Here is a 22,597-nt window from a genome sequence, read left to right on the forward strand (position 1 = left end):
GATATAATTCTTTTGTCAAATGTTTTGATTGTAAAAGTTTTTTGAGAAGGAGGGAAAGAAGGATTGGACTACCAACGAATTAATGAATATTTAACATCTATATTTAACAATGTCCTCGTCATTGAGGAAGTTAGCTTGAGAGGTAGTCGTTTCAAGGATATCTCCATCAAAGAAATGCATACGATTGATGTGATTGGGAAATTCCCAGACGTGACACCAAGTCAAGTGTCGAAAGAGTTGATGGTGACTCTTGGGACAGTTACGACTAGTTTGAATAATCTCGAACGCAAGGGTTACATTGAACGCATTCGTTCAGAACATGATCGTCGTGTGGTGCATCTGCATTTGACAAAGAAAGGTCGCTTGGTTCATAGGTTACATAAACGCTTCCACAAGGCCATGGTTGAAAAAATCATTGATGGTATGAGTAAGCAAGAAATTGAGGTTATGAGCAAAGGTTTGACCAATCTTTATCAATTTTTGGAGGATTTGAGATAATGGCTTTTGCAAAAATAAGCCAGGTTGCTCATTATGTGCCTGAGCAAGTGGTTACAAATCATGATTTGGCTCAGATTATGGATACCAATGATGAGTGGATTTCAAGTCGGACGGGAATACGACAAAGGCATATCTCAAGAACAGAATCTACTAGTGATTTGGCTACAGAGGTTGCTAAGAAACTGATGGCAAAAGCTGGAGTCACAGGAGAGGAGTTGGATTTTATCATTCTAGCTACCATTACTCCTGATTCGATGATGCCCTCTACAGCTGCTCGTATCCAAGCTAATATTGGTGCTAATAAGGCCTTTGCTTTTGACTTAACAGCTGCTTGTAGTGGATTTGTATTTGCTCTTTCAACTGCTGAAAAGTTTATCGCTTCTGGTCGCTTTCAAAAAGGCTTGGTGATTGGCAGTGAAACTCTCTCTAAAGCAGTCGATTGGTCGGACCGATCAACAGCTGTTTTATTTGGAGATGGTGCTGGTGGTGTCTTGCTAGAAGCTAGCGAGCAAGAGCATTTCTTGGCTGAGAGTCTCAATAGTGATGGAAGTCGCAGCGAATGTCTAACGTATGGACATTCAGGCTTACATTCTCCATTTTCAGATCAAGAAAGTGCAGATTCATTTTTGAAGATGGATGGACGCGCAGTCTTTGATTTTGCTATTCGGGATGTAGCCAAGTCTATTAACCAGACTATTGAAGAATCTCCTGTAGAGGCGACAGACTTGGATTATCTGCTACTTCATCAGGCTAATGACCGTATTTTAGATAAGATGGCTAGGAAAATCGGTGTCGACCGAGACAAACTTCCAGCCAATATGATGGAATATGGCAATACCAGTGCAGCAAGTATCCCGATTTTACTTTCAGAGTGTGTAGAACAAGGCCTCATCCGTTTAGATGGTAGTCAGACTGTTCTGCTATCAGGCTTCGGTGGAGGCTTGACCTGGGGCACGCTCATTCTTACAATTTAGGTAATCATGTGGTGAACACATTGTTATAAAAAACTATTTATTTTAAAGGAGTCCTATTATGGCAGTATTTGAAAAAGTACAAGAAATTATCGTTGAAGAACTTGGAAAAGACGCATCAGAAGTAACACTTGAATCAACTTTTGATGACTTGGACGCAGATTCATTGGACTTGTTCCAAGTAATCTCAGAAATCGAAGATGCTTTTGATATCCAAATCGAAGCAGAAGATGACTTGAAAACAGTTGGTGACTTGGTTGCCTACGTTGAAGAGCAAACAAAATAAACAGAATATAGATAGAAGGAGTAGGGAAACCCGCTCCCTCTTGTTTAGGCAATAGTTTGATTTTCAAATTATGACGATATCGAACTATTACGTAAGCAAGAAACGATGGAGGCACTATGAAAACGCGTATTACAGAATTATTGAACATTGATTATCCTATTTTCCAAGGAGGGATGGCCTGGGTTGCTGATGGTGATTTGGCAGGAGCTGTTTCCAAGGCTGGAGGACTAGGGATTATCGGTGGGGGGAATGCCCCTAAAGAAGTTGTCAAGGCAAATATTGATAAAATCAAATCATTGACTGATAAACCCTTTGGTGTCAACATCATGCTCTTGTCTCCCTTTGTGGAAGATATTGTAGACCTCGTTATCGAGGAAGGGGTTAAGGTAGTTACAACAGGCGCAGGAAATCCAAGCAAATACATGGAACGTTTCCATGAAGCTGGTATTACGGTTATTCCTGTTGTGCCAAGTGTTGCCCTAGCGAAACGCATGGAAAAAATCGGTGCGGATGCCGTTATTGCAGAAGGAATGGAAGCTGGGGGGCATATTGGTAAATTAACAACCATGACCTTGGTGCGCCAGGTTGCTGCTGCTGTATCTATTCCTGTTATTGCTGCAGGAGGGATTGCGGATGGTGAAGGTGCTGCTGCTGGCTTTATGCTAGGTGCAGAAGCTATTCAGGTTGGAACTCGCTTTGTCGTTGCAAAAGAGTCTAATGCCCATCCAAATTATAAGGCGAAAATTTTAAAAGCTAGAGATATTGATACTACGATTTCAGCTCAACACTTTGGACATGCTGTTCGTGCGATTAAAAATCAGTTGACTCGTGATTTTGAACAAGCTGAAAAAGATGCTTTTAAACAAGAAAATCCAGATTTGGAAATTTTTGAACAAATGGGAGCAGGTGCTCTAGCCAAAGCGGTTGTTCACGGAGATGTGGATGGAGGCTCTGTCATGGCAGGTCAAATTGCAGGGCTTGTTTCCAAAGAAGAAACTGTTGAAGAAATCCTAAAAGATTTGTATTACGGAGCAGCTAAGAAAATTCAAGAAGAAGCCTCTCGTTGGGCAGGAGTTGTAAGAAATGACTAAAACAGCCTTTTTATTTGCTGGCCAAGGTGCCCAGTATCTAGGTATGGGACGGGATCTCTATGATCACTACCCTATTGTCAAAGAAACGATTGATCAAGCAAGTCAGGTGCTTGGTTATGATTTGCGTCATCTTATTGATACAGAAGAAGAAAAACTCAATCAGACTCGCTATACGCAACCAGCTATTTTAGCGACTTCAGTTGCTATCTATCGTTTATTGAAAGAAAAGGGCTATCAGCCTGATATGGTTGCTGGTTTGTCACTTGGAGAATACTCTGCCTTGGTAGCCAGCGGTGCCTTGGATTTTGAAGATGCGGTTGCCTTGGTAGCTAAGCGTGGCGCCTATATGGAAGAAGCGGCTCCTGCTGGCTCTGGTAAGATGGTGGCAGTTCTCAATACGCCAGTAGAGGTCATTGAGGAAGCTTGTAAGCAAGCCTCTGAACTTGGAGTGGTTACTCCAGCCAACTATAACACGCCTGCACAAATCGTTATTGGTGGAGAAGTGGCTGCAGTTGACCGAGCTGTCGAACTCTTGCAGGAAGCAGGTGCCAAACGCTTGATTCCTCTCAAGGTTTCAGGACCTTTTCATACCGCTCTTCTTGAACCTGCTAGCCAAAAACTAGCTGAAACTCTTGCTCAAGTAAGTTTTTCAGATTTTACTTGTCCCCTAGTTGGTAATACAGAAGCTGCTGTCATGCAAAAAGAAGATATAGTTCAACTCTTGACGCGTCAGGTCAAGGAACCAGTTCGTTTCTATGAAAGTATTGCAGTTATGCAAGAAGCAGGAGTAACCAACTTTATCGAGATTGGCCCAGGGAAAGTCTTGTCAGGCTTTGTCAAAAAAATTGATAAAACGGCTAAACTAGCCAATGTTGAAGATCAGGCGAGTTTGGAAGCCTTGCTAGAAAACGAGTAATCCCTTCTCCCACAAATACAAGAGGAAACAGGAGAAAAGAATGCAACTAAAAAATAAAAATATCTTTATTACAGGTTCGAGTCGTGGAATTGGTCTTGCCGTTGCCCATAAGTTTGCTCAAGCAGGAGCCAACATTGCCTTAAACAGTCGTGGGGCAATCTCAGAGGACTTGCTTGCTGAATTTGCAGACTATGGTGTCAAGGTGGTCCCTATTTCAGGAGATGTATCAGATTTTGCAGACGCTAAACGTATGGTTGAGCAAGCTATTGCAGAGCTGGGTTCAGTAGATGTTTTGGTCAACAATGCAGGGATTACCCAAGATACCCTGATGCTCAAGATGACAGAAGCGGATTTTGAAAAAGTGCTCAAGGTTAACTTGACTGGAGCTTTTAACATGACACAATCAGTCTTGAAATCGATGATGAAAGCCAGAGAAGGTGCTATCATTAATATGTCTAGTGTTGTTGGTTTGATGGGAAATATCGGTCAAGCTAACTATGCAGCTTCTAAGGCTGGTTTGATTGGTTTTACCAAGTCTGTGGCGCGTGAAGTGGCCAATCGCAATATCAGGGTTAATGCTATTGCACCTGGAATGATTGAGTCCGATATGACAGCTGTTCTATCAGACAAGGTAAAAGATGCCATGCTGGCGCAAATTCCTATGAAAGAATTTGGGCAGGCAGAGCAGGTTGCAGATTTGACAGTATTTTTAGCAGGTCAAGATTATCTAACTGGTCAAGTGGTTGCCATTGATGGTGGCTTAAGTATGTAGCAGAAGCTAGAGGTGAAAAAGATGAAACTAAATCGCGTAGTAGTAACAGGTTATGGAGTAACATCTCCAATCGGAAATACACCAGAAGAATTTTGGAATAGTTTGACAACTGGAAAAATCGGAATTGATCAAATTACAAAATTTGATCATAGTGACTTTGATGTGCATAATGCAGCAGAAATCCAAGATTTTCCTTTTGATAAATACTTTGTAAAGAAAGATACCAATCGTTTTGATAACTACTCTTTGTATGCCTTGTACGCAGCCCAAGAAGCTGTTAATCATGCCAATTTGGATGTAGAGGCTCTTGATAAAGATCGTTTTGGTGTTATCGTTGCATCTGGCATTGGTGGAATCAAAGAAATTGAAGATCAAGTGATTCGCCTAAATGACAAAGGACCAAAACGTGTGAAACCATTGACCCTTCCAAAAGCCTTGCCAAATATGGCTTCAGGAAATGTTGCTATGCGTTTTGGAGCAAACGGTGTTTGTAAATCCATCAATACTGCCTGCGCTTCATCAAATGACGCGATTGGGGATGCCTTCCGCTCAATTAAATTTGGTTTCCAAGATGTTATGTTGGTAGGTGGTTCAGAAGCTTCTATCACACCTTTTGCTATTGCTGGTTTCCAAGCCCTAACTGCTCTCTCAACTACAGAGGACCCGACTCGTGCTTCCATTCCATTTGATAAGGACCGTAATGGTTTTGTCATGGGTGAAGGTTCTGGGATGTTGGTTCTTGAAAGCCTTGAACACGCTGAAAAACGTGGGGCTACTATCCTTGCTGAAGTGGTTGGTTACGGAAATACCTGTGATGCCTACCATATGACTTCTCCTCATCCAGAAGGTCAAGGAGCTATCAAAGCCATCAAACTAGCCTTGGAGGAAGCTGAGATTTCTCCAGAGCAAGTAGCCTATGTCAATGCTCACGGAACGTCAACTCCTGCTAATGAAAAAGGAGAAAGTGGTGCGATCGTAGCTGTTCTTGGTAAGGAAGTACCTGTATCATCAACCAAATCTTTCACAGGACATTTGCTGGGGGCTGCAGGTGCAGTAGAAGCTATCGTAACAATCGAGGCCATGCGTCATAACTTTGTACCAATGACAGCTGGAACAAGTGAAGTATCAGATTATATCGAAGCCAATGTCGTTTATGGACAAGGCTTGGAGCAAGAAATTCCATACGCCATTTCAAATACTTTTGGTTTTGGTGGCCACAATGCAGTTCTTGCTTTCAAACGTTGGGAGAATAAATAACTATGAATTTAAACGATATTAAAGACTTGATGGCTCAATTTGACCAGTCAAGTTTGAGAGAGTTTTCTTATAAGAATGGGACGGATGAGTTGGAGTTTAGCAAGAATGAAGCTAGACTTGTATCTCAAGTTGCACCTCAAGTTGCTCCAGCACCCGTTCTAGCAACACCAAGTCCAGTAGCTCCTACATCTGCTCCAGCAGAGACTGTAGTGGAAGAGACTTCGACGCCAGCTGAAACAAGTGTGGCTGCTGAGGGAGATGTTGTAGAGAGTCCACTTGTTGGGGTGGCTTACTTGGCTGCTGGTCCAGATAAACCTGCCTTTGTAACAGTTGGTGATAGTGTTAAAAAAGGTCAAACATTGGTAATTATCGAAGCCATGAAAGTCATGAATGAAATTCCAGCACCTAAGGATGGTGTGGTAACGGAAATTCTCGTTTCTAACGAAGAAATGGTTGAGTTTGGTAAAGGATTGGTACGTATCAAATGATCGATATTCAAGGAATCAAAGAAGCTCTTCCCCACCGTTATCCTATGCTCCTAGTAGACCGTGTCTTGGAAGTGAGCGAGGATACCATTGTTGCCATCAAAAATGTTACCATCAATGAGCCCTTCTTCAACGGTCATTTTCCTCAATACCCTGTCATGCCAGGTGTTCTGATCATGGAAGCATTGGCGCAAACAGCTGGTGTCTTGGAGATGTCAAAACCTGAAAATAAAGGAAAACTGGTCTTTTACGCTGGTATGGACAAGGTTAAATTCAAGAAGCAAGTTGTACCAGGTGACCAAGTAGTTATGACGGCAACGTTTGTAAAACGTCGCGGTACCATTGCCGTGGTTGAAGCAAAGGCTGAAGTGGATGGCAAGCTTGCAGCTAGTGGTACTCTTACCTTTGCAATAGGGAACTAAGGAGGTTCTCCATGTTTCGAAAAATTTTAATTGCCAATCGTGGTGAAATTGCGGTTCGTATTATCCGTGCGGCGCGTGAATTGGGCATTACGACGGTGGCGGTTTATTCAACTGCTGATAAGGAAGCCCTTCATACGCTTTTGGCAGATGAAGCAGTTTGTATTGGCCCTGGTAAGCCAACAGAGTCTTATCTCAATATTAATGCGGTTCTATCAGCTGCAGTCTTGACTGAGGCAGAAGCTATTCACCCAGGTTTTGGATTTCTTAGTGAAAATTCCAAATTCGCGACCATGTGTGAAGAGGTAGGAATCAAGTTTATCGGCCCATCTGGTCATGTCATGGATATGATGGGGGATAAGATCAATGCGCGCGCTCAGATGATCAAAGCAGGTGTGCCTGTCATTCCAGGTTCGGATGGAGAAGTGCATGACTCTGAGGAAGCCTTGATTGTTGCTGAAAAAATTGGCTATCCTGTTATGCTCAAGGCTTCAGCAGGTGGAGGTGGTAAAGGGATTCGTAAGGTTGAAAAACCAGAAGACCTCGTTTCAGCCTTTGAAACGGCCTCTAGTGAAGCTAAGGCCAATTATGGCAATGGTGCCATGTACATTGAACGGGTTATCTATCCAGCTCGTCACATTGAGGTTCAAATCCTAGGAGATGAGCATGGACATGTGATTCATTTAGGTGAACGGGATTGTTCTCTTCAACGGAATAACCAAAAGGTTTTGGAAGAAAGTCCTTCGATTGCAATCGGAAAAACGCTGCGCCATGAAATCGGTGCTGCTGCTGTTCGAGCGGCAGAGTCTGTTGGCTATGAGAATGCAGGGACCATTGAGTTTCTTCTTGATGAAGCCAGCGGTAAATTCTATTTTATGGAGATGAATACTCGTGTACAAGTAGAACATCCAGTAACAGAATTTGTTTCAGGTGTGGATATTGTTAAGGAACAAATTCGCATTGCAGCAGGTCAACCTCTGTCTGTTAAGCAAGAAGATATTGTTCTACGCGGTCATGCTATTGAATGTCGTATCAATGCAGAAAACCCAGCCTTTAACTTTGCTCCAAGTCCAGGTAAGATTACCAATCTCTATCTTCCAAGTGGTGGAGTTGGTTTGCGCGTGGATTCAGCAGTTTATCCAGGCTATACCATTCCACCTTATTATGACAGTATGATTGCCAAAGTCATCGTTCACGGTGAAAATCGTTTTGATGCCTTGATGAAAATGCAACGTGCCCTCTATGAATTAGAGATTGAAGGGGTGCAGACCAATGCAGATTTCCAGCTTGACCTCATTTCAGATCGCAATGTCATTGCTGGAGATTATGATACTTCCTTCTTGATGGAAACCTTCTTACCTAAATATCAAGAAAAAGAATAAAATGACTTTAAGAGTTTAAACCGAAAAGGGGAATCAATGGCTCTATTTAGTAAAAAAGATAAGTATATTCGAATCAATCCTAATCATTCGGTTAGGGAAAAACCTCAAGCCAAGCCAGAGGTTCCAGATGAATTATTTTCTAAGTGTCCAGGTTGTAAGCATACCATTTATCAGAAGGATCTGGGAAGTGAGCGTATCTGTCCGCACTGTAGCTATACCTTTCGTATTTCTGCCCAAGAACGCTTGGCTTTGACGATTGATATGGGAACTTTCAAGGAATTGTTTACAGGGATTGAAAGCAAGGATCCCTTGCATTTCCCTGGTTATCAAAAGAAACTAGCAACTATGCGTGAAAAAACAGGTCTGGATGAAGCCGTTGTGACAGGAACAGCTCTTATAAAAGGTCAGACTGTGGCTCTTGGGATTATGGATTCCAACTTTATCATGGCTTCTATGGGTACAGTTGTAGGTGAAAAAATCACTCGCTTGTTTGAGTATGCAACTGTTGAACAATTGCCAATTGTTCTCTTCACCGCATCTGGTGGAGCCCGTATGCAGGAAGGAATCATGAGTCTCATGCAGATGGCCAAGATCTCTGCAGCGGTTAAACGCCATTCAAATGCTGGTCTCTTTTATCTGACTATTTTGACAGATCCAACGACAGGTGGTGTGACAGCTTCTTTCGCTATGGAAGGAGATATCATCCTAGCTGAACCACAAAGTTTGGTTGGTTTTGCTGGGCGTCGTGTCATTGAAAATACGGTTCGTGAAAGCTTGCCTGAGGATTTCCAAAAGGCAGAATTCCTATTGGAACATGGCTTTGTGGATGCTATTGTCAAAAGAAGAGACTTACCAGATACGATTGCTAGCCTAGTCAGATTGCACGGAGGGAGTCCAAGATGAATATTGCAAAAATAGTCAGAGAAGCGCGTGAGCAGAGTCGCTTGACGACCTTGGACTTTGCGACAGGCATTTTTGATGAATTTATCCAATTACACGGTGACCGTTCTTTTCGTGATGATGGTGCAGTTGTTGGTGGTATTGGCTGGCTTGGGGACCAAGCTGTAACGGTGGTTGGTATCCAAAAAGGCAAGAGTTTACAAGATAACCTCAAGCGTAATTTTGGACAACCGCATCCAGAAGGTTACCGCAAGGCCCTACGGTTGATGAAACAGGCTGAAAAATTTGGCCGTCCAGTAGTGACCTTTATCAATACAGCAGGTGCTTATCCTGGTGTCGGAGCGGAAGAACGTGGACAGGGAGAAGCTATTGCTCGCAATCTCATGGAAATGAGTGATCTAAAAGTTCCGATTATCGCCATCATTATCGGTGAAGGTGGTTCAGGTGGAGCTCTGGCTCTAGCTGTCGCGGACCGTGTTTGGATGCTGGAAAATTCTATCTATGCCATTCTCAGTCCAGAAGGCTTTGCTTCCATTCTATGGAAGGACGGCAGTCGTGCCATGGAAGCGGCAGAACTGATGAAAATCACTTCGCATGAACTGTTAGAAATGGACGTGGTAGACAAGGTGATTTCTGAAGTAGGACTTTCTAGTAAAGAACTGATTAAGAGTGTCAAGAAAGAACTTCAAGCTGAGCTAGCTAGACTTTCGCAAAAACCGCTATCAGAGTTGTTGGAAGAACGCTATCAACGATTTAGAAAATACTAAGAATGACTAAATGAGACTAGAAAGGTCTCATTTTTTTAGAAAAATGCAGTTCAGACCGAAAAATTGACAGTTGAGGGGAAGATTAATAAAATAGACAAAAAAGATGTATACTGTAGATATAAGCTTACAAAAATTTATTTTAAGGAGGTACTTGCAATGACAGGTACAGAAACATTTACAGTTCTTTCAACTGAGGACTTAGAGCAAACTTCAGGTGGTCTTGCCGTTTGGGAAGATGGTTATGGTAGATGGTTATATTATAGAGAATTTGCTCCCTATATGGGGCAAGGGGCACTTAATTCTTATAGGGATGCTTGGAAGTACGGTTTCCGAGCAGGATAATCTTTCAAAAAAAGTACGATGAGAAACACAAAGAAACTAAGACAATTTGGAATATTTTTGCTTATTATTTTACTATCTACCTATTTACCACAAACAATTGGATTGTATGTGACGATAATTTTAGGGTTAGGCGCTGATGTTTACTCTCTTATTTTAACAATGGGATTAGTAGGAAATTTCCTTCTATTAATTTGGTGGTTAAAAAAGAAAAAGATGCTCTTTATCTTTGAGAAAAAGATCTGGAACTGGTCAACTATCTTCTACTTATTTGCAGGTTATGTGGTTTATCAGATTCTCGGTAATTTTTGGGCACGCTATGCTCATTTGATTAATCATAGGAATATTCATGATGAGTATTTTACCGTGGTTCTTTCAAATGGACAACCAACTTTTTTATCGACTATCTTATCTTTTGTACTTCCTGTAATCATCGGCCCTATTTTTGAGGAGACTCTTGATAGAGGGTATTTTATGAACACCTTCTTTCCTAAGTCAAAGTACTATTTAGATGTCATCTTATCAGGTCTTATCTTTGGACTCAGTCATTTGATACTATCTCACCGAGACCCAATTAGTTTATTATATTATAGTCTGATTGGTCTCTTTTTCGCTCTTGTCTATCGCTATACATCTAATATACGATTGACCATTCTCTGTCATAGTTTTTTCAACTTTCTCAATCATGCAAAACCTATCTGGATTTTTATTTACAATTATATCTATTACCACTTTTTTAGATAGTGGGAGGCAAAGAAAAAGTGTTTGACAGCTGTCAAACACTTTTTCTGTTTACTGTTCTTCTGTTACAAATTGACTAAGCAGTCCGTTGATAAAGCGGGCTGATTTTTGATCTGAAAAATTCTTAGCAAGTTCAATGGCTTCATTGACTGCTACCAGCTGAGGTGTATCAAATGATGTGATTTCAAAGATTCCCAAGCGTAGTAAGTTTTTTTCGACCAAGGTCAAGCGTTCAACTGTCCAGCCTGACTTGAGGTGCTGGTTGATTTGTTTATCCAATTCGTCTTTTTGAGCTTGAACGCCAGAAACCAAGTTCAGAAGAAAGGCAGGAATTTGCACATCTGCATCTTCACGGTCATGCGTGTAGGCAAAGTGACAAGCTGTTTCCACATCTGTCCCGAATTCAAGGCTCATGAGGGTTTGAAAAGCGCATTTACGAAGTTCACGTCTAGATTCTAATAATGGACTAGTCATTGAGGAAGTCCTCGTTAAATAGATCTTTCAACTCAGGTTTTGGTGTTTTATCTGGAACGATTCCTGCAACATGGATGTTAACAGCAGAAAGTTCCACATCAGACATATCACGGACAGCGTCTTTGACTGCTTTTTGAATAGCAAGAGCAACTTTTGGTACCTTCACACCGTACTCAATATAGAGATAGATATCAGCTGTCAGCTCTTCTTCGATATTTTTAAGATAAACGCCACGACCTAGAGAAAATTTTGATAGGGTATCAGATACGGATTTATTTGAAAATGAGTGGACACCCTCAACTTTAGCAGTTGCGATAGCAATGATTTTTTCAAGTACACGTGGAGCGATAACGATTTCGCCAAATTGTTCTTCAATTCCCATAGAATGACCTCTTTCTAGAGATTAGGCACGAGAAACGTAAGTTCCTTCTGCAGTGTTGATGATCAATTTTTGTCCAGCTTCGATGAAGTCGGGAACGTTGACAACAAGTCCAGTTTCCATAGTTGCTGGTTTACCAGAACCTGTAACAGTAGCACCTTTGATAGATGGTTGTGTTTCAGCGACTGTCAATTCAACAGTAGTTGGTACAGTTACACCGATTACTTCAGTTCCGTAGAATTGAATTTTCACATCAGAGTTTTCAAGGATGTAAAGCAATTCATTTTCAACATTTACGACTGGGATTTCGTATTGGTCGTAAGTTTCAGTGTTCATGAAGTAGGCAGTTTCATCCATTTTGTACAAGTATTGAGCTGGAACAGTTTCGATAATAGCTTGTTCGAATTTTTCTTCTGGACGGTAGCTTGTGTCAAATGTAGAACCAGTACGGACATCACGCAATTTCATACGCATAATCGTGTTCCCTTTACCTGGTTTGTGGTGGCTAGCTTCCAAAACGCGGATCAATTTTCCGTCTGCAGTTTCAAATGTCATACCAGCTTTCAATTTGCTTGCTTCAATCATGTTTTTACCTCTTTAATAAATATTATTACTCTTCATTCTACCATAAAATCTTCTGGAAATAAAGCCAAAATAGTTATTGGGAGATGGTAGGAGCGAAAAAAACCAACCTCAGGGCTGGTTTCTTTTACGTGTTAATCTTCTTTCAACTTCGCTAATTCCTGGGCAAGGAGTTTAAGGGCCACTTGTGGGTTGGCTTGGCCTTTGGTTGCTTTCATCAGGAATCCTGTAAAGGCCTTATCTGCGTTACGTTTCCCTGACTTGAAGTCGGCAACTGCGGCTGCGTTATCCGCAAAGACTTGGTGGATAATTGGAATCAAGATATCTGGATCTGAGATTTGAACCATGCCTGCTTTTTCCACGTATTCACGCGCGCCTCCGCCATTTTTAGCTAGGTGGACAAAGACTTTCTTGGTCGTAGCTGGGCTCTTCAAGAAGGATATGGGATTGAGGCTATTGAAAAGGTAGATCTCTTAATTTGAATGATTATTAAACTATATTATAACCTTTAAAAATCATCTAAGATATACTTGTCGTTATTTACTAGCAGTTATCTTCTTTATGGAATGATTTTCAATGAGCCACCCTACAATCCACCCCGTCGCTAGCAAGTAATTTTCGAAAGCACCGATAGCATTTACAGGAGAATGATACTCCATAAAATTGACTAAGTGATTTGTTCCTATTCCAATCCCACCGAAGATGAGAGCGAGAAGCACGATTCGTAGATAGAACCAATCATACTTAATATTGACACCGAGAATAAGAATCAATACAGCTAGGTTCCATATTCCAATTTCTCGTTGCCAACCAGCAGAGATTCCGTACCCGGAGTGACTTCCCATGTATGATGGAAAGAAAATTTGCAGTATAGAAGCGCCTAGCATAGCGATGATGACTAAAACAAATAGCAATCGTAAAAATTTGTTCATTTTTTCTTCTTTCTAAAATAGAAAAAGGTATATAAAAAGTCTGTTATTCATCTTCTTTCAACTTCGCTAATTCTTGAGCAAGGAGTTTAAGAGCAACTTGTGGGTTGGCTTGGCCTTTGGTTGCTTTCATAAGGAATCCTGTAAAGGCCTTGTCTGCATTCCGTTTGCCTGACTTGAAGTCGGCAACTGCGGCTTCGTTATCTGCAAAGACTTGGTGGATAATTGGAATCAAGACAGCTGGATCTGAGATTTGGACCATACCTGCTTTTTCCACGTATTCACGCGCTCCACCGCCATTTTTAGCTAGGTGGACAAAGACTTTCTTGGCAATCTTAGAAGAGATGGTGCCGTCTTCGATGATGGCAATCATTTCCACCAAGTTTTCTGGTGTTAGTTCGATTTGTTCCAGTGTCTTGCCTTCAGCATTCAAGAATTGAGCGACTTCACCTTGGAGCCAGTTAGAGACTTGTTTGGCGTCGCCACCTAGGGCAACAGCTTTTTCAAAGAAGTCAGAAGTGACTTTATTTGCAGTCAACTGGCTAGCATCGTAGTCTGACAAGCCAAGGTCAGATACATAACGCGCACGGCGTTCTTTTGGAAACTCTGGCAATTCAGTACGCATTTCCTCAATCCACTCATCTGAAATTTCAAAGAGAGGTAAGTCTGGCTCTGGGAAGTAGCGGTAGTCTGCAGCACCTTCCTTGACACGCATGAGGATGGTTGCTTTGTTAGCCTCATCGTAACGACGTGTTTCTTGGCGGATTTGACCACCTGAGCGAAGGATTTCAGCTTGACGTTGAACTTCGTATTCAAGACCTTTGCGAACGTTTGAGAAGGAGTTGAGGTTCTTCAACTCAGTTTTGGTACCGAATTTTTCTTGACCATAAGGGCGAAGGGAGATATTGGCATCCACACGCATAGAACCTTCTTCCATCTTAACGTCAGAAATACCAGCATACTGGATAACTTCCTTGAGGGCTGTTAGGTAAGCGTAGGCTTCTTCAGGAGAACGCATGTCAGCTTCAGATACAATCTCAATCAATGGCACCCCTTGGCGGTTGAGGTCAACATAAGAATAGCCATCTGTACCGTGGGTGTTTTTACCAGCGTCTTCTTCTAGGTGGGCACGTTCGATACCGATTTTCTTAGTTGTACCGTCTTCTAGATCGACTTCAATCCAACCGTTATAACCGATTGGCTCATCAAACTGAGAAATTTGGTAGGCTTTGGGATTATCAGGGTAGAAGTAGTTTTTGCGGTCAAAGTGCATCTTTTTGTGGATGTCCATGTTGAGGGCAAGAGCTGCCTTGATACCTGCATCAACAACACCTTTATTGAGAACTGGCAGAACTCCTGGGAAGGACCAGTCAATCACGTTAGTGTTGGCGTTTTGGTCATTTCCGAAGTGGGCAGAAGTAGGTGAGAAGATTTTTGAATTGGTGTTGAGCTCTACGTGGACTTCAAGTCCAATGACTGTTTCAAAGTTCATTAGTTGTCACCTCCAAAAATCACGGGTTGTTGTTTGTGGTAGTCTGTTGTTGCTTCAAAGGCAGCAGCAGCTTGGTAAATGGTTTCTTCTGAGTACTTAGGACCAATCAATTGCAGACCGACAGGTAGACCTTGAGAGAATCCAGCAGGAATCGAAATTCCTGGCAGACCAGCTAAGTTGACTGGGATGGTCAAGAGGTCAGCTAAGTACATAGCAACTGGATCGTGGTTGAGAGAATCCAAGTCATAGGCAACACTTGGAGCAGTTGGACCCAAAATCAAGTCGTAATCCGCGAAGACTTTTTCGAAATCTTGAATGATGAGGGTACGAACCTGACCAGCTTTCTTGTAGTAGGCATCGTAGTAACCTGATGAAAGGCTGAAAGTACCCAGCATGATACGACGTTTCACTTCTTCACCAAAACCTTGGCTACGGCTGTTTACATAGATTTCATCAAGGTTGGTTGCATCTTCTGCGCGGTAGCCGTAACGGATACCGTCAAAGCGTTGCAAGTTTGATGAAGCTTCAGATGAAGCGATAATGTAGTAAACGGCCACACCGTATTTAGAGTGAGGAAGGCTGACTTCCTCAACGATAGCGCCAAGTTTTTCAAAATGTTTGGCCGCATTCAGGATGGTTTCTTTAACCTCTGGGTCAATTCCTTCGCCAAGATATTCTTTAGGCAAAGCGATTTTCATGCCCTTGATGTCTTGACCGATTTTTGAAGTAAAGTCGTCAATACGGACAGGAGCCGAAGTAGAGTCTTTGGCATCTTCGCTGGCAATAGCATTGAGCAAGAGGGCATTTTCCTTAACGGTAGGAGCAAAAGGTCCAATCTGGTCTAATGAGCTACCAAAGGCAATGAGACCGAAACGAGAAACCGTTCCGTAGGTTGGTTTGAGACCAACAATCCCGTTGAAGGCAGCAGGTTGGCGGATGGAACCACCGGTATCAGAACCAAGTGACAAGCGGACTTGCCCAGAAGCTACAGCTGCGGCAGAACCACTAGACGAGCCACCAGGAACCTTGCTGTGGTCCCAAGCATTTTTAGTGGCACCATAGTAAGAAGTTTCACCTGAACCACCCATGGCAAATTCGTCCATGTTGGTTTTTCCAACGACAATCATACCTTTTGATTTAGCATTTGACACAGCTGTCGCATCAAAGATTGGCTCGTAGTTGTAGAGCATTTTTGAGGCAGCAGTTGTGAGAATACCGTCTGTAGAGATGTTGTCTTTAACAGCAAGTGGAATTCCTGAAAGGACATTATCAGCGTCAATTCCAGTTTCATCAATAGCTTTAGCTTGAGCAAGAGCTTGCTCCTCAGCGATGGTAACAAAAGCGTTAATAGCTGTCTCGCGAGACTTGATATCTTCAAGCGTAGCTTGGGTCAATTCAGTTGCAGAAATTTCCTTAGAAACAAGGAGATCGTGCAAGTCTTCAATGGTTTTATTGTTGAAAGTCATTAGGCATCTCCTCCATCGTCTAGGATAGCTGGTACCTTGATATAGTAGTTGTCTTTTTCAGGTACGTTTTTAAACAGGCGATCACGGTCAGTTCCTTTTTCGGCCACATCAGGGCGGAGTACAGTCTTGCGGTCAGCCATGGTCGTAGTTGGTGCAACACCAGTTGTGTCAACTTCGCCCAGCAATTCAACCATGTCTACAATCTTAGACAAGGTAGTCGCAAAGGCAGCAGTTTCTTCTTCAGAGAATCTTAATTTTGAAAGATTGGCAACGTGTGTTACCTCTTCTTGCGTAATTTTCATCTTGCATCCTTTCGTGAAATGATGATTTTTAGTCTGTTCTATTTTACCATATTTTCCTATAAATAAGGGAGGGATAAGTGAAAAGAAATAGAAATTGAAAAAATTGCTAAAATCCGATATAATGGAGTGTTGAAAGGAATGGTAAAATCCAATGTAAAAATCATTCTTAGCTATCGAAACAAGAAAAATAGAGAATCAAAGAAAGAGAACTTATGAATATTCAAGAAGAAATTAAGAAACGTCGTACCTTTGCCATCATCTCCCACCCGGACGCGGGGAAAACAACCATCACTGAGCAGTTGCTCTATTTTGGGGGCGAGATTCGTGAGGCTGGTACTGTAAAAGGAAAGAAAACAGGGACTTTTGCCAAGTCTGACTGGATGGATATCGAGAAGCAACGTGGGATTTCGGTGACATCATCTGTTATGCAGTTTGACTACGACGGCAAGCGCGTCAATATCCTCGACACCCCAGGGCATGAGGACTTTTCAGAAGATACCTATCGTACCTTGATGGCGGTGGACGCTGCTGTTATGGTTGTGGACTCTGCAAAGGGTATCGAGGCTCAAACCAAGAAATTGTTTGAAGTTGTCAAACACCGTGGTATTCCAGTCTTCACCTTTATGAACAAGCTAGACCGTGATGGTCGTGAGCCGCTGGATCTCTTGCAAGAATTGGAAGAAGTTCTAGGTATTGCGAGCTATCCGATGAACTGGCCAATTGGGATGGGGAAAGCTTTTGAAGGCTTATATGACCTCTATAACGAACGATTGGAGCTCTACAAGGGGGATGAGCGTTTTGCCAGTCTAGAAGATGGGGACAAGCTTTTTGGTAGCAATCCTTTCTACGAGCAAGTCAAAGATGATATTGAGCTTTTAAATGAAGCTGGAAATGAGTTTTCAGAGGAAGCAATCCTTGCTGGAGAATTGACACCAGTCTTCTTCGGTTCAGCCCTTACTAACTTTGGTGTGCAGACCTTCCTTGAGACTTTCCTTAAGTTTGCTCCAGAACCACATGGACACAAGAAAATAGATGGTGAAATTGTGGATCCTTATGACAAGGATTTCTCAGGATTTGTCTTTAAAATCCAAGCCAACATGGATCCTCGTCACCGTGACCGTATTGCCTTTGTCCGTATCGTATCAGGAGAATTTGAGCGTGGCATGAGTGTCAACCTACCTCGTACTGGTAAGGGTGCTAAACTGTCGAATGTGACTCAGTTTATGGCGGAAAGTCGTGAGAATGTGACCAATGCCGTGGCAGGTGATATTATCGGGGTTTACGATACAGGTACTTATCAGGTTGGGGATACCTTGACAGTTGGAAAAAACAAGTTTGAGTTTGAACCCCTGCCAACCTTTACTCCTGAAATTTTCATGAAAGTTTCTGCCAAGAATGTCATGAAACAAAAATCCTTCCACAAGGGAATTGAACAATTGGTGCAAGAAGGAGCTGTTCAGCTTTATAAGAATTACCAAACAGGTGAGTACATGCTAGGGGCTGTGGGTCAACTTCAGTTTGAAGTCTTTAAGCACCGTATGGAAGGCGAGTACAATGCGGAAGTCGTTATGAGCCCAATGGGTAAAAAAACTGTTCGTTGGATCAAGCCTGAGGACTTGGATGAACGGATGTCGTCAAGTCGAAATATCTTGGCCAAAGACCGTTTTGACCAACCAGTTTTCCTCTTTGAAAATGACTTTGCACTCCGCTGGTTTGCAGATAAGTATCCAGATGTAGAGTTGGAAGAGAAGATGTAACTCAGTACCAACAATTGGAACTGAAGTTCCTAATTGTTGGACGCTAGCCGCTATTTTGCGGTTTAGCTACCTGCCTTACTAACTCATCGGCGAAAAATAATCGTTTTCGCCTCTTCGTGTCGTAATGTAAAAATTGTAAACCGCTATGGTGGCTTACCTAAACAAAAATCCACGAATATTATCGATTCTAGGACTTTTCCGTCGTAATGGTAAGGAAGCGAACTAGCTAACTGCCTCACTAACTGAGTTTTACAAATGGAATCGATTTGCTAAACTCCTTGTCGTAGTTCAGTAAATTCATTTGATAGTATAACAATTTAAGTAACTAATGCTAATTTTATATGTAACTTGGTTAAACACTTCACTAGGCAAAGTTCACGAATGGCATCGATTCGTGGGCTTTTTTTGTCGTAACAGTTAGAAATTGCCCGAGCTACGAACCTCATTAACTCGTCATAGTTCATGGATGTTATTCGTTCATGAGTTTTTTGTTTTGAGAAATAGAAATTAAATTATTTATGTTTTTGTATTTTTAGTATTAATCGTGTATGTTTGCATTAAGTAATGCAATAGATTTTTGAGTATATTCAAAATTATATATATTAAATGTTGTCTTGGGACAAGTATATATAAATAAGTTTGAGGTATCATATAAAAAAATATATTAAAATAATTGACAGTCGTTTGCATTTAAAGTATACTTTAAATGTATGACTAAATGGGCCATAGTATGTATTTTGGCGTGGATGATAAGGAGTAAAATATGTTTTTTAGACGTCAGAATGGTCGTTATAGAGAGACAGACCGTGTGACACGTTATAAGTTAATTAAATCAGGTAAACATTGGTTGAGAGCTTCAACCTCTCTTTTTGGTTTATTCAAGGTCTTGCGGGGTGGTGTAGATACTACTCAAGTCATGACTGAAGTAGTAGAGGATAAAGTGAATCCTTCTATTACAGGTCTGGATATTATCAAGGGACTTGCCGCCACAGGGGCAGTTTTAGGTGGTAGTGTTGCTACTCAAACAAAAGTATTTGCAAATGAAACAGTAGCCGTGGAAAAAACACTGGAAAATCCAGACCTTTTGGTTACAAATGATACAGCAGTTTTGGGTACGACATCTCTAAGTAACTCGGAAAATTCTGCTAGCTTATCTACCTCTGTGAGTGAAAGCGCTTCGATTTCGGAATCGACTTCTACTAGCACCTTAGCTAACACCTCAACTAGTATTTCCACTAGTATGTCAGTTAGTGCCTCGGCTAGCACTTCATATTCAGCCAGTGCTAGTGCTTCAGATTCTGCTAGTATGTCAACTAGTTTGAGTCAATCTACTAGCCAAACAAGTAGTGTGTCAACATCTGTAGGAGCTTCCTCAGAAAAAACTGTATCTGAAATTCAAGATGAGAAGACAGTGTCGACTCAAAACGAATCAAAGGTTGACAAGATTGATTCATCAATTTTGAAGCCTGCTGCTATTGAGTCAAACGTTGTTAAAACGAATTCAGATACAACAAGTTTAGTTGGTGCGACAGCTGCAACCTTGTCATCTGTAGAAGCTTCTGTAAAGAAAAATGAAGAAAATCGTAAAAAGTTAACCAAGCTTTCAGCTGAAATGGGTGAATACTTAGCGAAAGCTGCTGGTTTGCCAAACACTGATTCTGCAATTACTAAGGTAAATGCAGCAGTGACAGCCATTGAAAAAGCTTTGGCAGATCCAACGAGTGACTGGACAGCGGTGGTGCAAAAAGCTACCTTGGCTCGTAATTCTATTGTCAATGCTGTTTTAAGAGCGCAATCAGGTGCGCGTGATGCCCGTAATGGGAAGGTGATGAAGGCTGGAAGTGAATTTAGAGGTTTTGCAACACAGAATTCAAATTTATCCTCTAATGTAACTTCAACAGAGTTTGATGAAAAATCTAGGACAGCAATATGGAAAATTGATATCAATGCTTGGAGTGCATTACATAATATTGGTGTCAAAGTAGAAGCTGGTAGAGGAGCGCATATTCAGAGTGCTACTTTTAATGGTGTTAGTATGCCTATTTCCTACCAGAATGGTTCTGAGATCGTATTTAATTACAGACATGGATCTAGTCGTAATTTGAATGGTACAGTTTTAGTGACAGCTAAGCTAGATCCTAATACAAATGGACAAGGAACAAAAATACAAGTTGGGACCAGTTCGGAACCTATCAGTCAAAATACCAGTGGTAATTATTCTCAGATTCATTCTGTGTCTGTATCATCTCGAAATAATGTGAATAACTCTCGTCCAAACGCTTCTAACAGACCTGTCATTACAGTTGATAATGATCGTTTATCAGTATTTAACGATGATGTCATTGTTGATACTATTACAATGTCTGCCCCTAACAAAAGTGCTAGGATTGCCTACTGGAATAAAATATCAGATGATCCAGTTCCAGGGGTATCTCTCAGTGGACTAGGCATGAATCAATCAAATTTGAATGCTGAAAATGTTCAAGGTAGGATTTCTGGTGTTGTTGGTAATGGAAATGCTTCTGCTCAGGTCGGGAAAACATATAGATATCTTTTTGGAGCTATTAGTCCAGATAGACTACAGCAAAATCAAGAGATTACAGTTACGATTAGAGGATTTAATGAACGTCAAAATCCAATAAGTGGGGACACTGTTCGTGCATTTGATACTAGCAATTTAACTGCAGATGAAATTCAAGAAGTAAAAAATAAATTTGAGGAAAAAAATAGAAGTCTTCTAGAGCATAGTGATTATAAGAAGGGGAGTCAGACAGGCTCATATACGGTAGATAACACTGGTAGAATAACAGTTACTTATCGAGATGGGACAACTGATGTCGTAAATGCCTCTTTAGATCATCGTCCGTTTACAGAACGCCAAAATCCAGTAAGTGGAGATAAAGTTCGAGTATTTGAGCCAGATAATCTTACCGCGGAAGAGATTGCAGCAGTTAAGAAGAATTTTGAGAGTAAAAATGCTGGCATACTAAACCATCCTGACTTTAAGAAAAATAGTCAGACAGGTAGTGTAGAAGTTTCAAAGTCTGGACAGGTTACGGTTACTTATCTTGATCAAAGTACAGATGTAGTAACAGCGTTGACAGAAAAACGTCCGTTTGCTGAACGTCAAAATCCAGTTAGTGGAGATTCTGTTCTAGTAAGTGATAAGTCCCACCTAACACCAGAAGAGAGGGATGAAGTCAAGAGAAACTTCCTTTCTAAAAATAGTGCTATAATCAAGCATACAGATTATAGTAAAAATAATCAATCAGGCAATGTTACGGTTTCTGAAAATGGTCAGATTACGATTACTTACCGAGATGGAAGTAGTGATACAGTTCCAGCTAATCTGACTTTAGATCAAGTTATGCCTACTTATGAGACTGTTGTGACTCGTAATGGGCAACCAATCCAACCTACTCGCAAGGGGGGGGAAGAAGCTTACGATATTTATGCAGGTGATAAATTTGAAATAACTTTCAAGGCTAAAGACAACAAAGGTAAGTTACGTAGTTTTTATATTGCTTCACAGGCCGACAGAAATCAACCTCTAACGAATAAGAATTATTTTGAAAATGATAAATTTGGAACAACAAATCCAGTTCCAGCTTTGCGTGATTCTAATGGAGAGATAGTTGCCACAGATACTCATCCAGCTACGATTGTTGTGAGTGGGAATATGGATGAAAATTTATCTCATAGTGATAAGAATAAATGGCAACGAAATGCTGTAGCTGAGGATAAGGCGGGGAATACTCCTGCTTTGGGAAGTGGACCTGGGAATGTGCGTATTAGACAGGGACGGCTTGCGGATATTATGACTCCGGTTGTTCCTACAAAAACTTTCCAAGTGGAGAATCTAACAAGCTTAAATTCAACAGAGAAAAATTCTATCATTGCTGAAATAACAAGATTGAATCCTCTGGAACAAAATCGGATTAAAGAAATTGTTGTAAGTGAATCTGGGGCAGTAACAGTTCGTTATAAAGATGAAACAACTGATTCTGTGACTGTAAAGCTTTCTGATAGTGATTTTAGAAGTAAATCTAGTTCCTTGAGTACGAGTGCCTCAGCTTCAGCAAGCACTAGCGCTTCAGCTTCAGCAAGCACTAGCGCTTCAGCTTCAGCGTCAACAAGCGCAAGTACGTCAGCTTCAACAAGTGCAAGTACATCAGCTTCAACAAGTTCAAGCACATCAGCAAGTACGTCAGCTTCAACAAGTGCAAGTACATCAGCAAGCACGTCAGCTTCAACGAGCGCAAGCACGTCAGCAAGCACATCAGCAAGTACGTCAGCTTCAACAAGTGCAAGTACATCGGCTAGCACGTCAGCAAGTACGTCGGCTTCAACAAGTGCAAGTACATCAGCAAGCACATCAGCAAGTACATCAGC

Annotated in this window: 23 protein-coding genes and 1 pseudogene; 16 read left to right on the forward strand and 8 right to left on the reverse strand. The window is 41.5% G+C overall.

What is annotated here, in order from left to right; all coding sequences use genetic code 11:
* Nucleotides 1–63 precede the first annotated feature (63 nt).
* The 14 genes from FBF73_RS08670 (at nt 64) to FBF73_RS08735 (ending at nt 10,827) form a co-directional block, all read left to right on the forward strand.
* The gene (locus FBF73_RS08670) at nt 64–498 is read left to right on the forward strand and encodes a MarR family winged helix-turn-helix transcriptional regulator (RefSeq protein ID WP_000386351.1); all 435 of its coding nucleotides are present in this window, start codon (nt 64–66) and stop codon (nt 496–498) included.
* The gene (locus FBF73_RS08675) at nt 498–1,472 is read left to right on the forward strand and encodes a beta-ketoacyl-ACP synthase III (RefSeq protein ID WP_124788335.1); all 975 of its coding nucleotides are present in this window, start codon (nt 498–500) and stop codon (nt 1,470–1,472) included. The genes FBF73_RS08670 and FBF73_RS08675 overlap by 1 nt, the downstream gene beginning before the upstream one ends.
* A 58-nt stretch (nt 1,473–1,530) precedes the next feature.
* On the forward strand, nt 1,531–1,755 hold the full coding sequence (locus FBF73_RS08680) for an acyl carrier protein (protein WP_000257838.1): 225 nt from the start codon (nt 1,531–1,533) through the stop codon (nt 1,753–1,755).
* A 116-nt stretch (nt 1,756–1,871) separates the two neighbouring features.
* A complete protein-coding gene (gene fabK / locus FBF73_RS08685; protein ID WP_049500269.1) occupies nt 1,872–2,846 on the forward strand; it encodes an enoyl-[acyl-carrier-protein] reductase FabK in 975 nt (324 codons plus the stop codon).
* Entirely contained in the window at nt 2,839–3,762 is a 924-nt protein-coding gene (gene fabD, locus FBF73_RS08690; RefSeq protein WP_136937566.1) for an ACP S-malonyltransferase, read from the forward strand. Before fabK ends, fabD begins: the two co-directional genes overlap by 8 nt.
* A gap of 40 nt (nt 3,763–3,802) precedes the next feature.
* Nucleotides 3,803–4,534: a 3-oxoacyl-[acyl-carrier-protein] reductase gene (gene fabG, locus FBF73_RS08695; protein ID WP_024057010.1), complete on the forward strand. Its 732-nt coding sequence runs from the start codon at nt 3,803–3,805 to the stop codon at nt 4,532–4,534.
* Between the two features lie 21 nt (nt 4,535–4,555).
* Nucleotides 4,556–5,791, forward strand: a complete 1,236-nt coding sequence (gene fabF / locus FBF73_RS08700) for a beta-ketoacyl-ACP synthase II (protein ID WP_136937567.1) — start codon at nt 4,556–4,558, stop codon at nt 5,789–5,791.
* A gap of 2 nt (nt 5,792–5,793) precedes the next feature.
* A complete protein-coding gene (gene accB, locus FBF73_RS08705; RefSeq protein ID WP_136937568.1) occupies nt 5,794–6,279 on the forward strand; it encodes an acetyl-CoA carboxylase biotin carboxyl carrier protein in 486 nt (161 codons plus the stop codon).
* Nucleotides 6,276–6,698 carry a 3-hydroxyacyl-ACP dehydratase FabZ gene (gene fabZ, locus FBF73_RS08710; RefSeq protein ID WP_136937569.1) on the forward strand — a complete coding sequence of 141 codons (423 nt, stop codon included), beginning with the start codon at nt 6,276–6,278 and terminating at the stop codon, nt 6,696–6,698. The genes accB and fabZ overlap by 4 nt, the downstream gene beginning before the upstream one ends.
* An 11-nt stretch (nt 6,699–6,709) precedes the next feature.
* Nucleotides 6,710–8,077, forward strand: coding sequence for an acetyl-CoA carboxylase biotin carboxylase subunit (accC, locus tag FBF73_RS08715; RefSeq protein ID WP_136937570.1), 1,368 nt, complete (start codon nt 6,710–6,712; stop codon nt 8,075–8,077).
* 36 nt (nt 8,078–8,113) lie between these two features.
* Complete coding sequence (accD, locus tag FBF73_RS08720; protein WP_136937571.1) at nt 8,114–8,980, forward strand: acetyl-CoA carboxylase, carboxyltransferase subunit beta; 867 nt, start codon at nt 8,114–8,116, stop codon at nt 8,978–8,980.
* Nucleotides 8,977–9,744: an acetyl-CoA carboxylase carboxyl transferase subunit alpha gene (locus FBF73_RS08725; protein ID WP_136937572.1), complete on the forward strand. Its 768-nt coding sequence runs from the start codon at nt 8,977–8,979 to the stop codon at nt 9,742–9,744. Before accD ends, FBF73_RS08725 begins: the two co-directional genes overlap by 4 nt.
* A gap of 156 nt (nt 9,745–9,900) precedes the next feature.
* On the forward strand, nt 9,901–10,086 hold the full coding sequence (briC, locus tag FBF73_RS08730; RefSeq protein WP_084941318.1) for a biofilm-regulating peptide BriC: 186 nt from the start codon (nt 9,901–9,903) through the stop codon (nt 10,084–10,086).
* Nucleotides 10,087–10,104: 18 nt separating this feature from the next.
* A complete protein-coding gene (locus tag FBF73_RS08735) occupies nt 10,105–10,827 on the forward strand; it encodes a CPBP family intramembrane glutamic endopeptidase (RefSeq protein WP_136937573.1) in 723 nt (240 codons plus the stop codon).
* 48 nt (nt 10,828–10,875) lie between these two features.
* On the opposite strand, the gene nusB is transcribed toward FBF73_RS08735, so the two are convergent.
* The 8 genes and pseudogenes from nusB to gatC form a co-directional block, all read right to left on the reverse strand.
* A complete protein-coding gene (gene nusB / locus FBF73_RS08740) occupies nt 10,876–11,298 on the reverse strand; it encodes a transcription antitermination factor NusB (protein WP_136937574.1) in 423 nt (140 codons plus the stop codon).
* A complete protein-coding gene (locus tag FBF73_RS08745) occupies nt 11,291–11,680 on the reverse strand; it encodes an Asp23/Gls24 family envelope stress response protein (protein ID WP_136937575.1) in 390 nt (129 codons plus the stop codon). The genes nusB and FBF73_RS08745 overlap by 8 nt, the downstream gene beginning before the upstream one ends.
* Before the next feature lie 21 nt (nt 11,681–11,701).
* Nucleotides 11,702–12,262, reverse strand: coding sequence for an elongation factor P (efp, locus tag FBF73_RS08750; RefSeq protein ID WP_000568643.1), 561 nt, complete (start codon nt 12,260–12,262; stop codon nt 11,702–11,704).
* Between the two features lie 131 nt (nt 12,263–12,393).
* A pseudogene (locus tag FBF73_RS08755) lies at nt 12,394–12,687 on the reverse strand (glutamyl-tRNA amidotransferase); the annotation flags it as partial.
* A 108-nt stretch (nt 12,688–12,795) separates the two neighbouring features.
* On the reverse strand, nt 12,796–13,191 hold the full coding sequence (locus tag FBF73_RS08760) for a hypothetical protein (RefSeq protein ID WP_136937577.1): 396 nt from the start codon (nt 13,189–13,191) through the stop codon (nt 12,796–12,798).
* Between the two features lie 43 nt (nt 13,192–13,234).
* Nucleotides 13,235–14,680 carry an Asp-tRNA(Asn)/Glu-tRNA(Gln) amidotransferase subunit GatB gene (gatB, locus tag FBF73_RS08765; protein ID WP_136937578.1) on the reverse strand — a complete coding sequence of 482 codons (1,446 nt, stop codon included), beginning with the start codon at nt 14,678–14,680 and terminating at the stop codon, nt 13,235–13,237.
* Complete coding sequence (gatA, locus tag FBF73_RS08770) at nt 14,680–16,146, reverse strand: Asp-tRNA(Asn)/Glu-tRNA(Gln) amidotransferase subunit GatA (RefSeq protein WP_124788343.1); 1,467 nt, start codon at nt 16,144–16,146, stop codon at nt 14,680–14,682. The genes gatB and gatA overlap by 1 nt, the downstream gene beginning before the upstream one ends.
* Nucleotides 16,146–16,448 carry an Asp-tRNA(Asn)/Glu-tRNA(Gln) amidotransferase subunit GatC gene (gene gatC / locus FBF73_RS08775; RefSeq protein ID WP_124788344.1) on the reverse strand — a complete coding sequence of 101 codons (303 nt, stop codon included), beginning with the start codon at nt 16,446–16,448 and terminating at the stop codon, nt 16,146–16,148. The genes gatA and gatC overlap by 1 nt, the downstream gene beginning before the upstream one ends.
* Before the next feature lie 212 nt (nt 16,449–16,660).
* Here gatC and FBF73_RS08780 point away from each other — a divergent pair, with 212 nt between their 5' ends.
* Both FBF73_RS08780 and FBF73_RS08785 read left to right on the forward strand, forming a co-directional pair.
* Entirely contained in the window at nt 16,661–18,205 is a 1,545-nt protein-coding gene (locus tag FBF73_RS08780; RefSeq protein WP_136937579.1) for a peptide chain release factor 3, read from the forward strand.
* Between the two features lie 763 nt (nt 18,206–18,968).
* A partial coding sequence (locus FBF73_RS08785; protein WP_136937580.1) for an accessory Sec-dependent serine-rich glycoprotein adhesin occupies nt 18,969–22,597 on the forward strand: 3,629 nt, incomplete at its 3' end.

This window comes from Streptococcus mitis (assembly GCF_005144795.1).
Classification (GTDB): Bacteria; Bacillota; Bacilli; order Lactobacillales; family Streptococcaceae; genus Streptococcus; species Streptococcus mitis_BB.

Bases quoted from the DNA above. Each gene is read 5' to 3' on its own strand.
- briC (WP_084941318.1), top strand. From the start codon at position 9,901: ATGACAGGTACAGAAACATTTACAGTTCTTTCAACTGAGGACTTAGAG.
- FBF73_RS08760 (WP_136937577.1), bottom strand. From the start codon at position 13,191: ATGAACAAATTTTTACGATTGCTATTTGTTTTAGTCATCATCGCTATG.
- FBF73_RS08680 (WP_000257838.1), top strand. From the start codon at position 1,531: ATGGCAGTATTTGAAAAAGTACAAGAAATTATCGTTGAAGAACTTGGA.
- accD (WP_136937571.1), top strand. From the start codon at position 8,114: ATGGCTCTATTTAGTAAAAAAGATAAGTATATTCGAATCAATCCTAAT.
- fabG (WP_024057010.1), top strand. From the start codon at position 3,803: ATGCAACTAAAAAATAAAAATATCTTTATTACAGGTTCGAGTCGTGGA.
- accC (WP_136937570.1), top strand. From the start codon at position 6,710: ATGTTTCGAAAAATTTTAATTGCCAATCGTGGTGAAATTGCGGTTCGT.
- fabK (WP_049500269.1), top strand. From the start codon at position 1,872: ATGAAAACGCGTATTACAGAATTATTGAACATTGATTATCCTATTTTC.
- fabZ (WP_136937569.1), top strand. From the start codon at position 6,276: ATGATCGATATTCAAGGAATCAAAGAAGCTCTTCCCCACCGTTATCCT.
- FBF73_RS08780 (WP_136937579.1), top strand. From the start codon at position 16,661: ATGAATATTCAAGAAGAAATTAAGAAACGTCGTACCTTTGCCATCATC.
- FBF73_RS08675 (WP_124788335.1), top strand. From the start codon at position 498: ATGGCTTTTGCAAAAATAAGCCAGGTTGCTCATTATGTGCCTGAGCAA.
- fabF (WP_136937567.1), top strand. From the start codon at position 4,556: ATGAAACTAAATCGCGTAGTAGTAACAGGTTATGGAGTAACATCTCCA.
- efp (WP_000568643.1), bottom strand. From the start codon at position 12,262: ATGATTGAAGCAAGCAAATTGAAAGCTGGTATGACATTTGAAACTGCA.
- gatC (WP_124788344.1), bottom strand. From the start codon at position 16,448: ATGAAAATTACGCAAGAAGAGGTAACACACGTTGCCAATCTTTCAAAA.
- fabD (WP_136937566.1), top strand. From the start codon at position 2,839: ATGACTAAAACAGCCTTTTTATTTGCTGGCCAAGGTGCCCAGTATCTA.
- FBF73_RS08725 (WP_136937572.1), top strand. From the start codon at position 8,977: ATGAATATTGCAAAAATAGTCAGAGAAGCGCGTGAGCAGAGTCGCTTG.
- nusB (WP_136937574.1), bottom strand. From the start codon at position 11,298: ATGACTAGTCCATTATTAGAATCTAGACGTGAACTTCGTAAATGCGCT.
- gatB (WP_136937578.1), bottom strand. From the start codon at position 14,680: ATGAACTTTGAAACAGTCATTGGACTTGAAGTCCACGTAGAGCTCAAC.
- FBF73_RS08745 (WP_136937575.1), bottom strand. From the start codon at position 11,680: ATGGGAATTGAAGAACAATTTGGCGAAATCGTTATCGCTCCACGTGTA.
- gatA (WP_124788343.1), bottom strand. From the start codon at position 16,146: ATGACTTTCAACAATAAAACCATTGAAGACTTGCACGATCTCCTTGTT.
- accB (WP_136937568.1), top strand. From the start codon at position 5,794: ATGAATTTAAACGATATTAAAGACTTGATGGCTCAATTTGACCAGTCA.
- FBF73_RS08735 (WP_136937573.1), top strand. From the start codon at position 10,105: ATGAGAAACACAAAGAAACTAAGACAATTTGGAATATTTTTGCTTATT.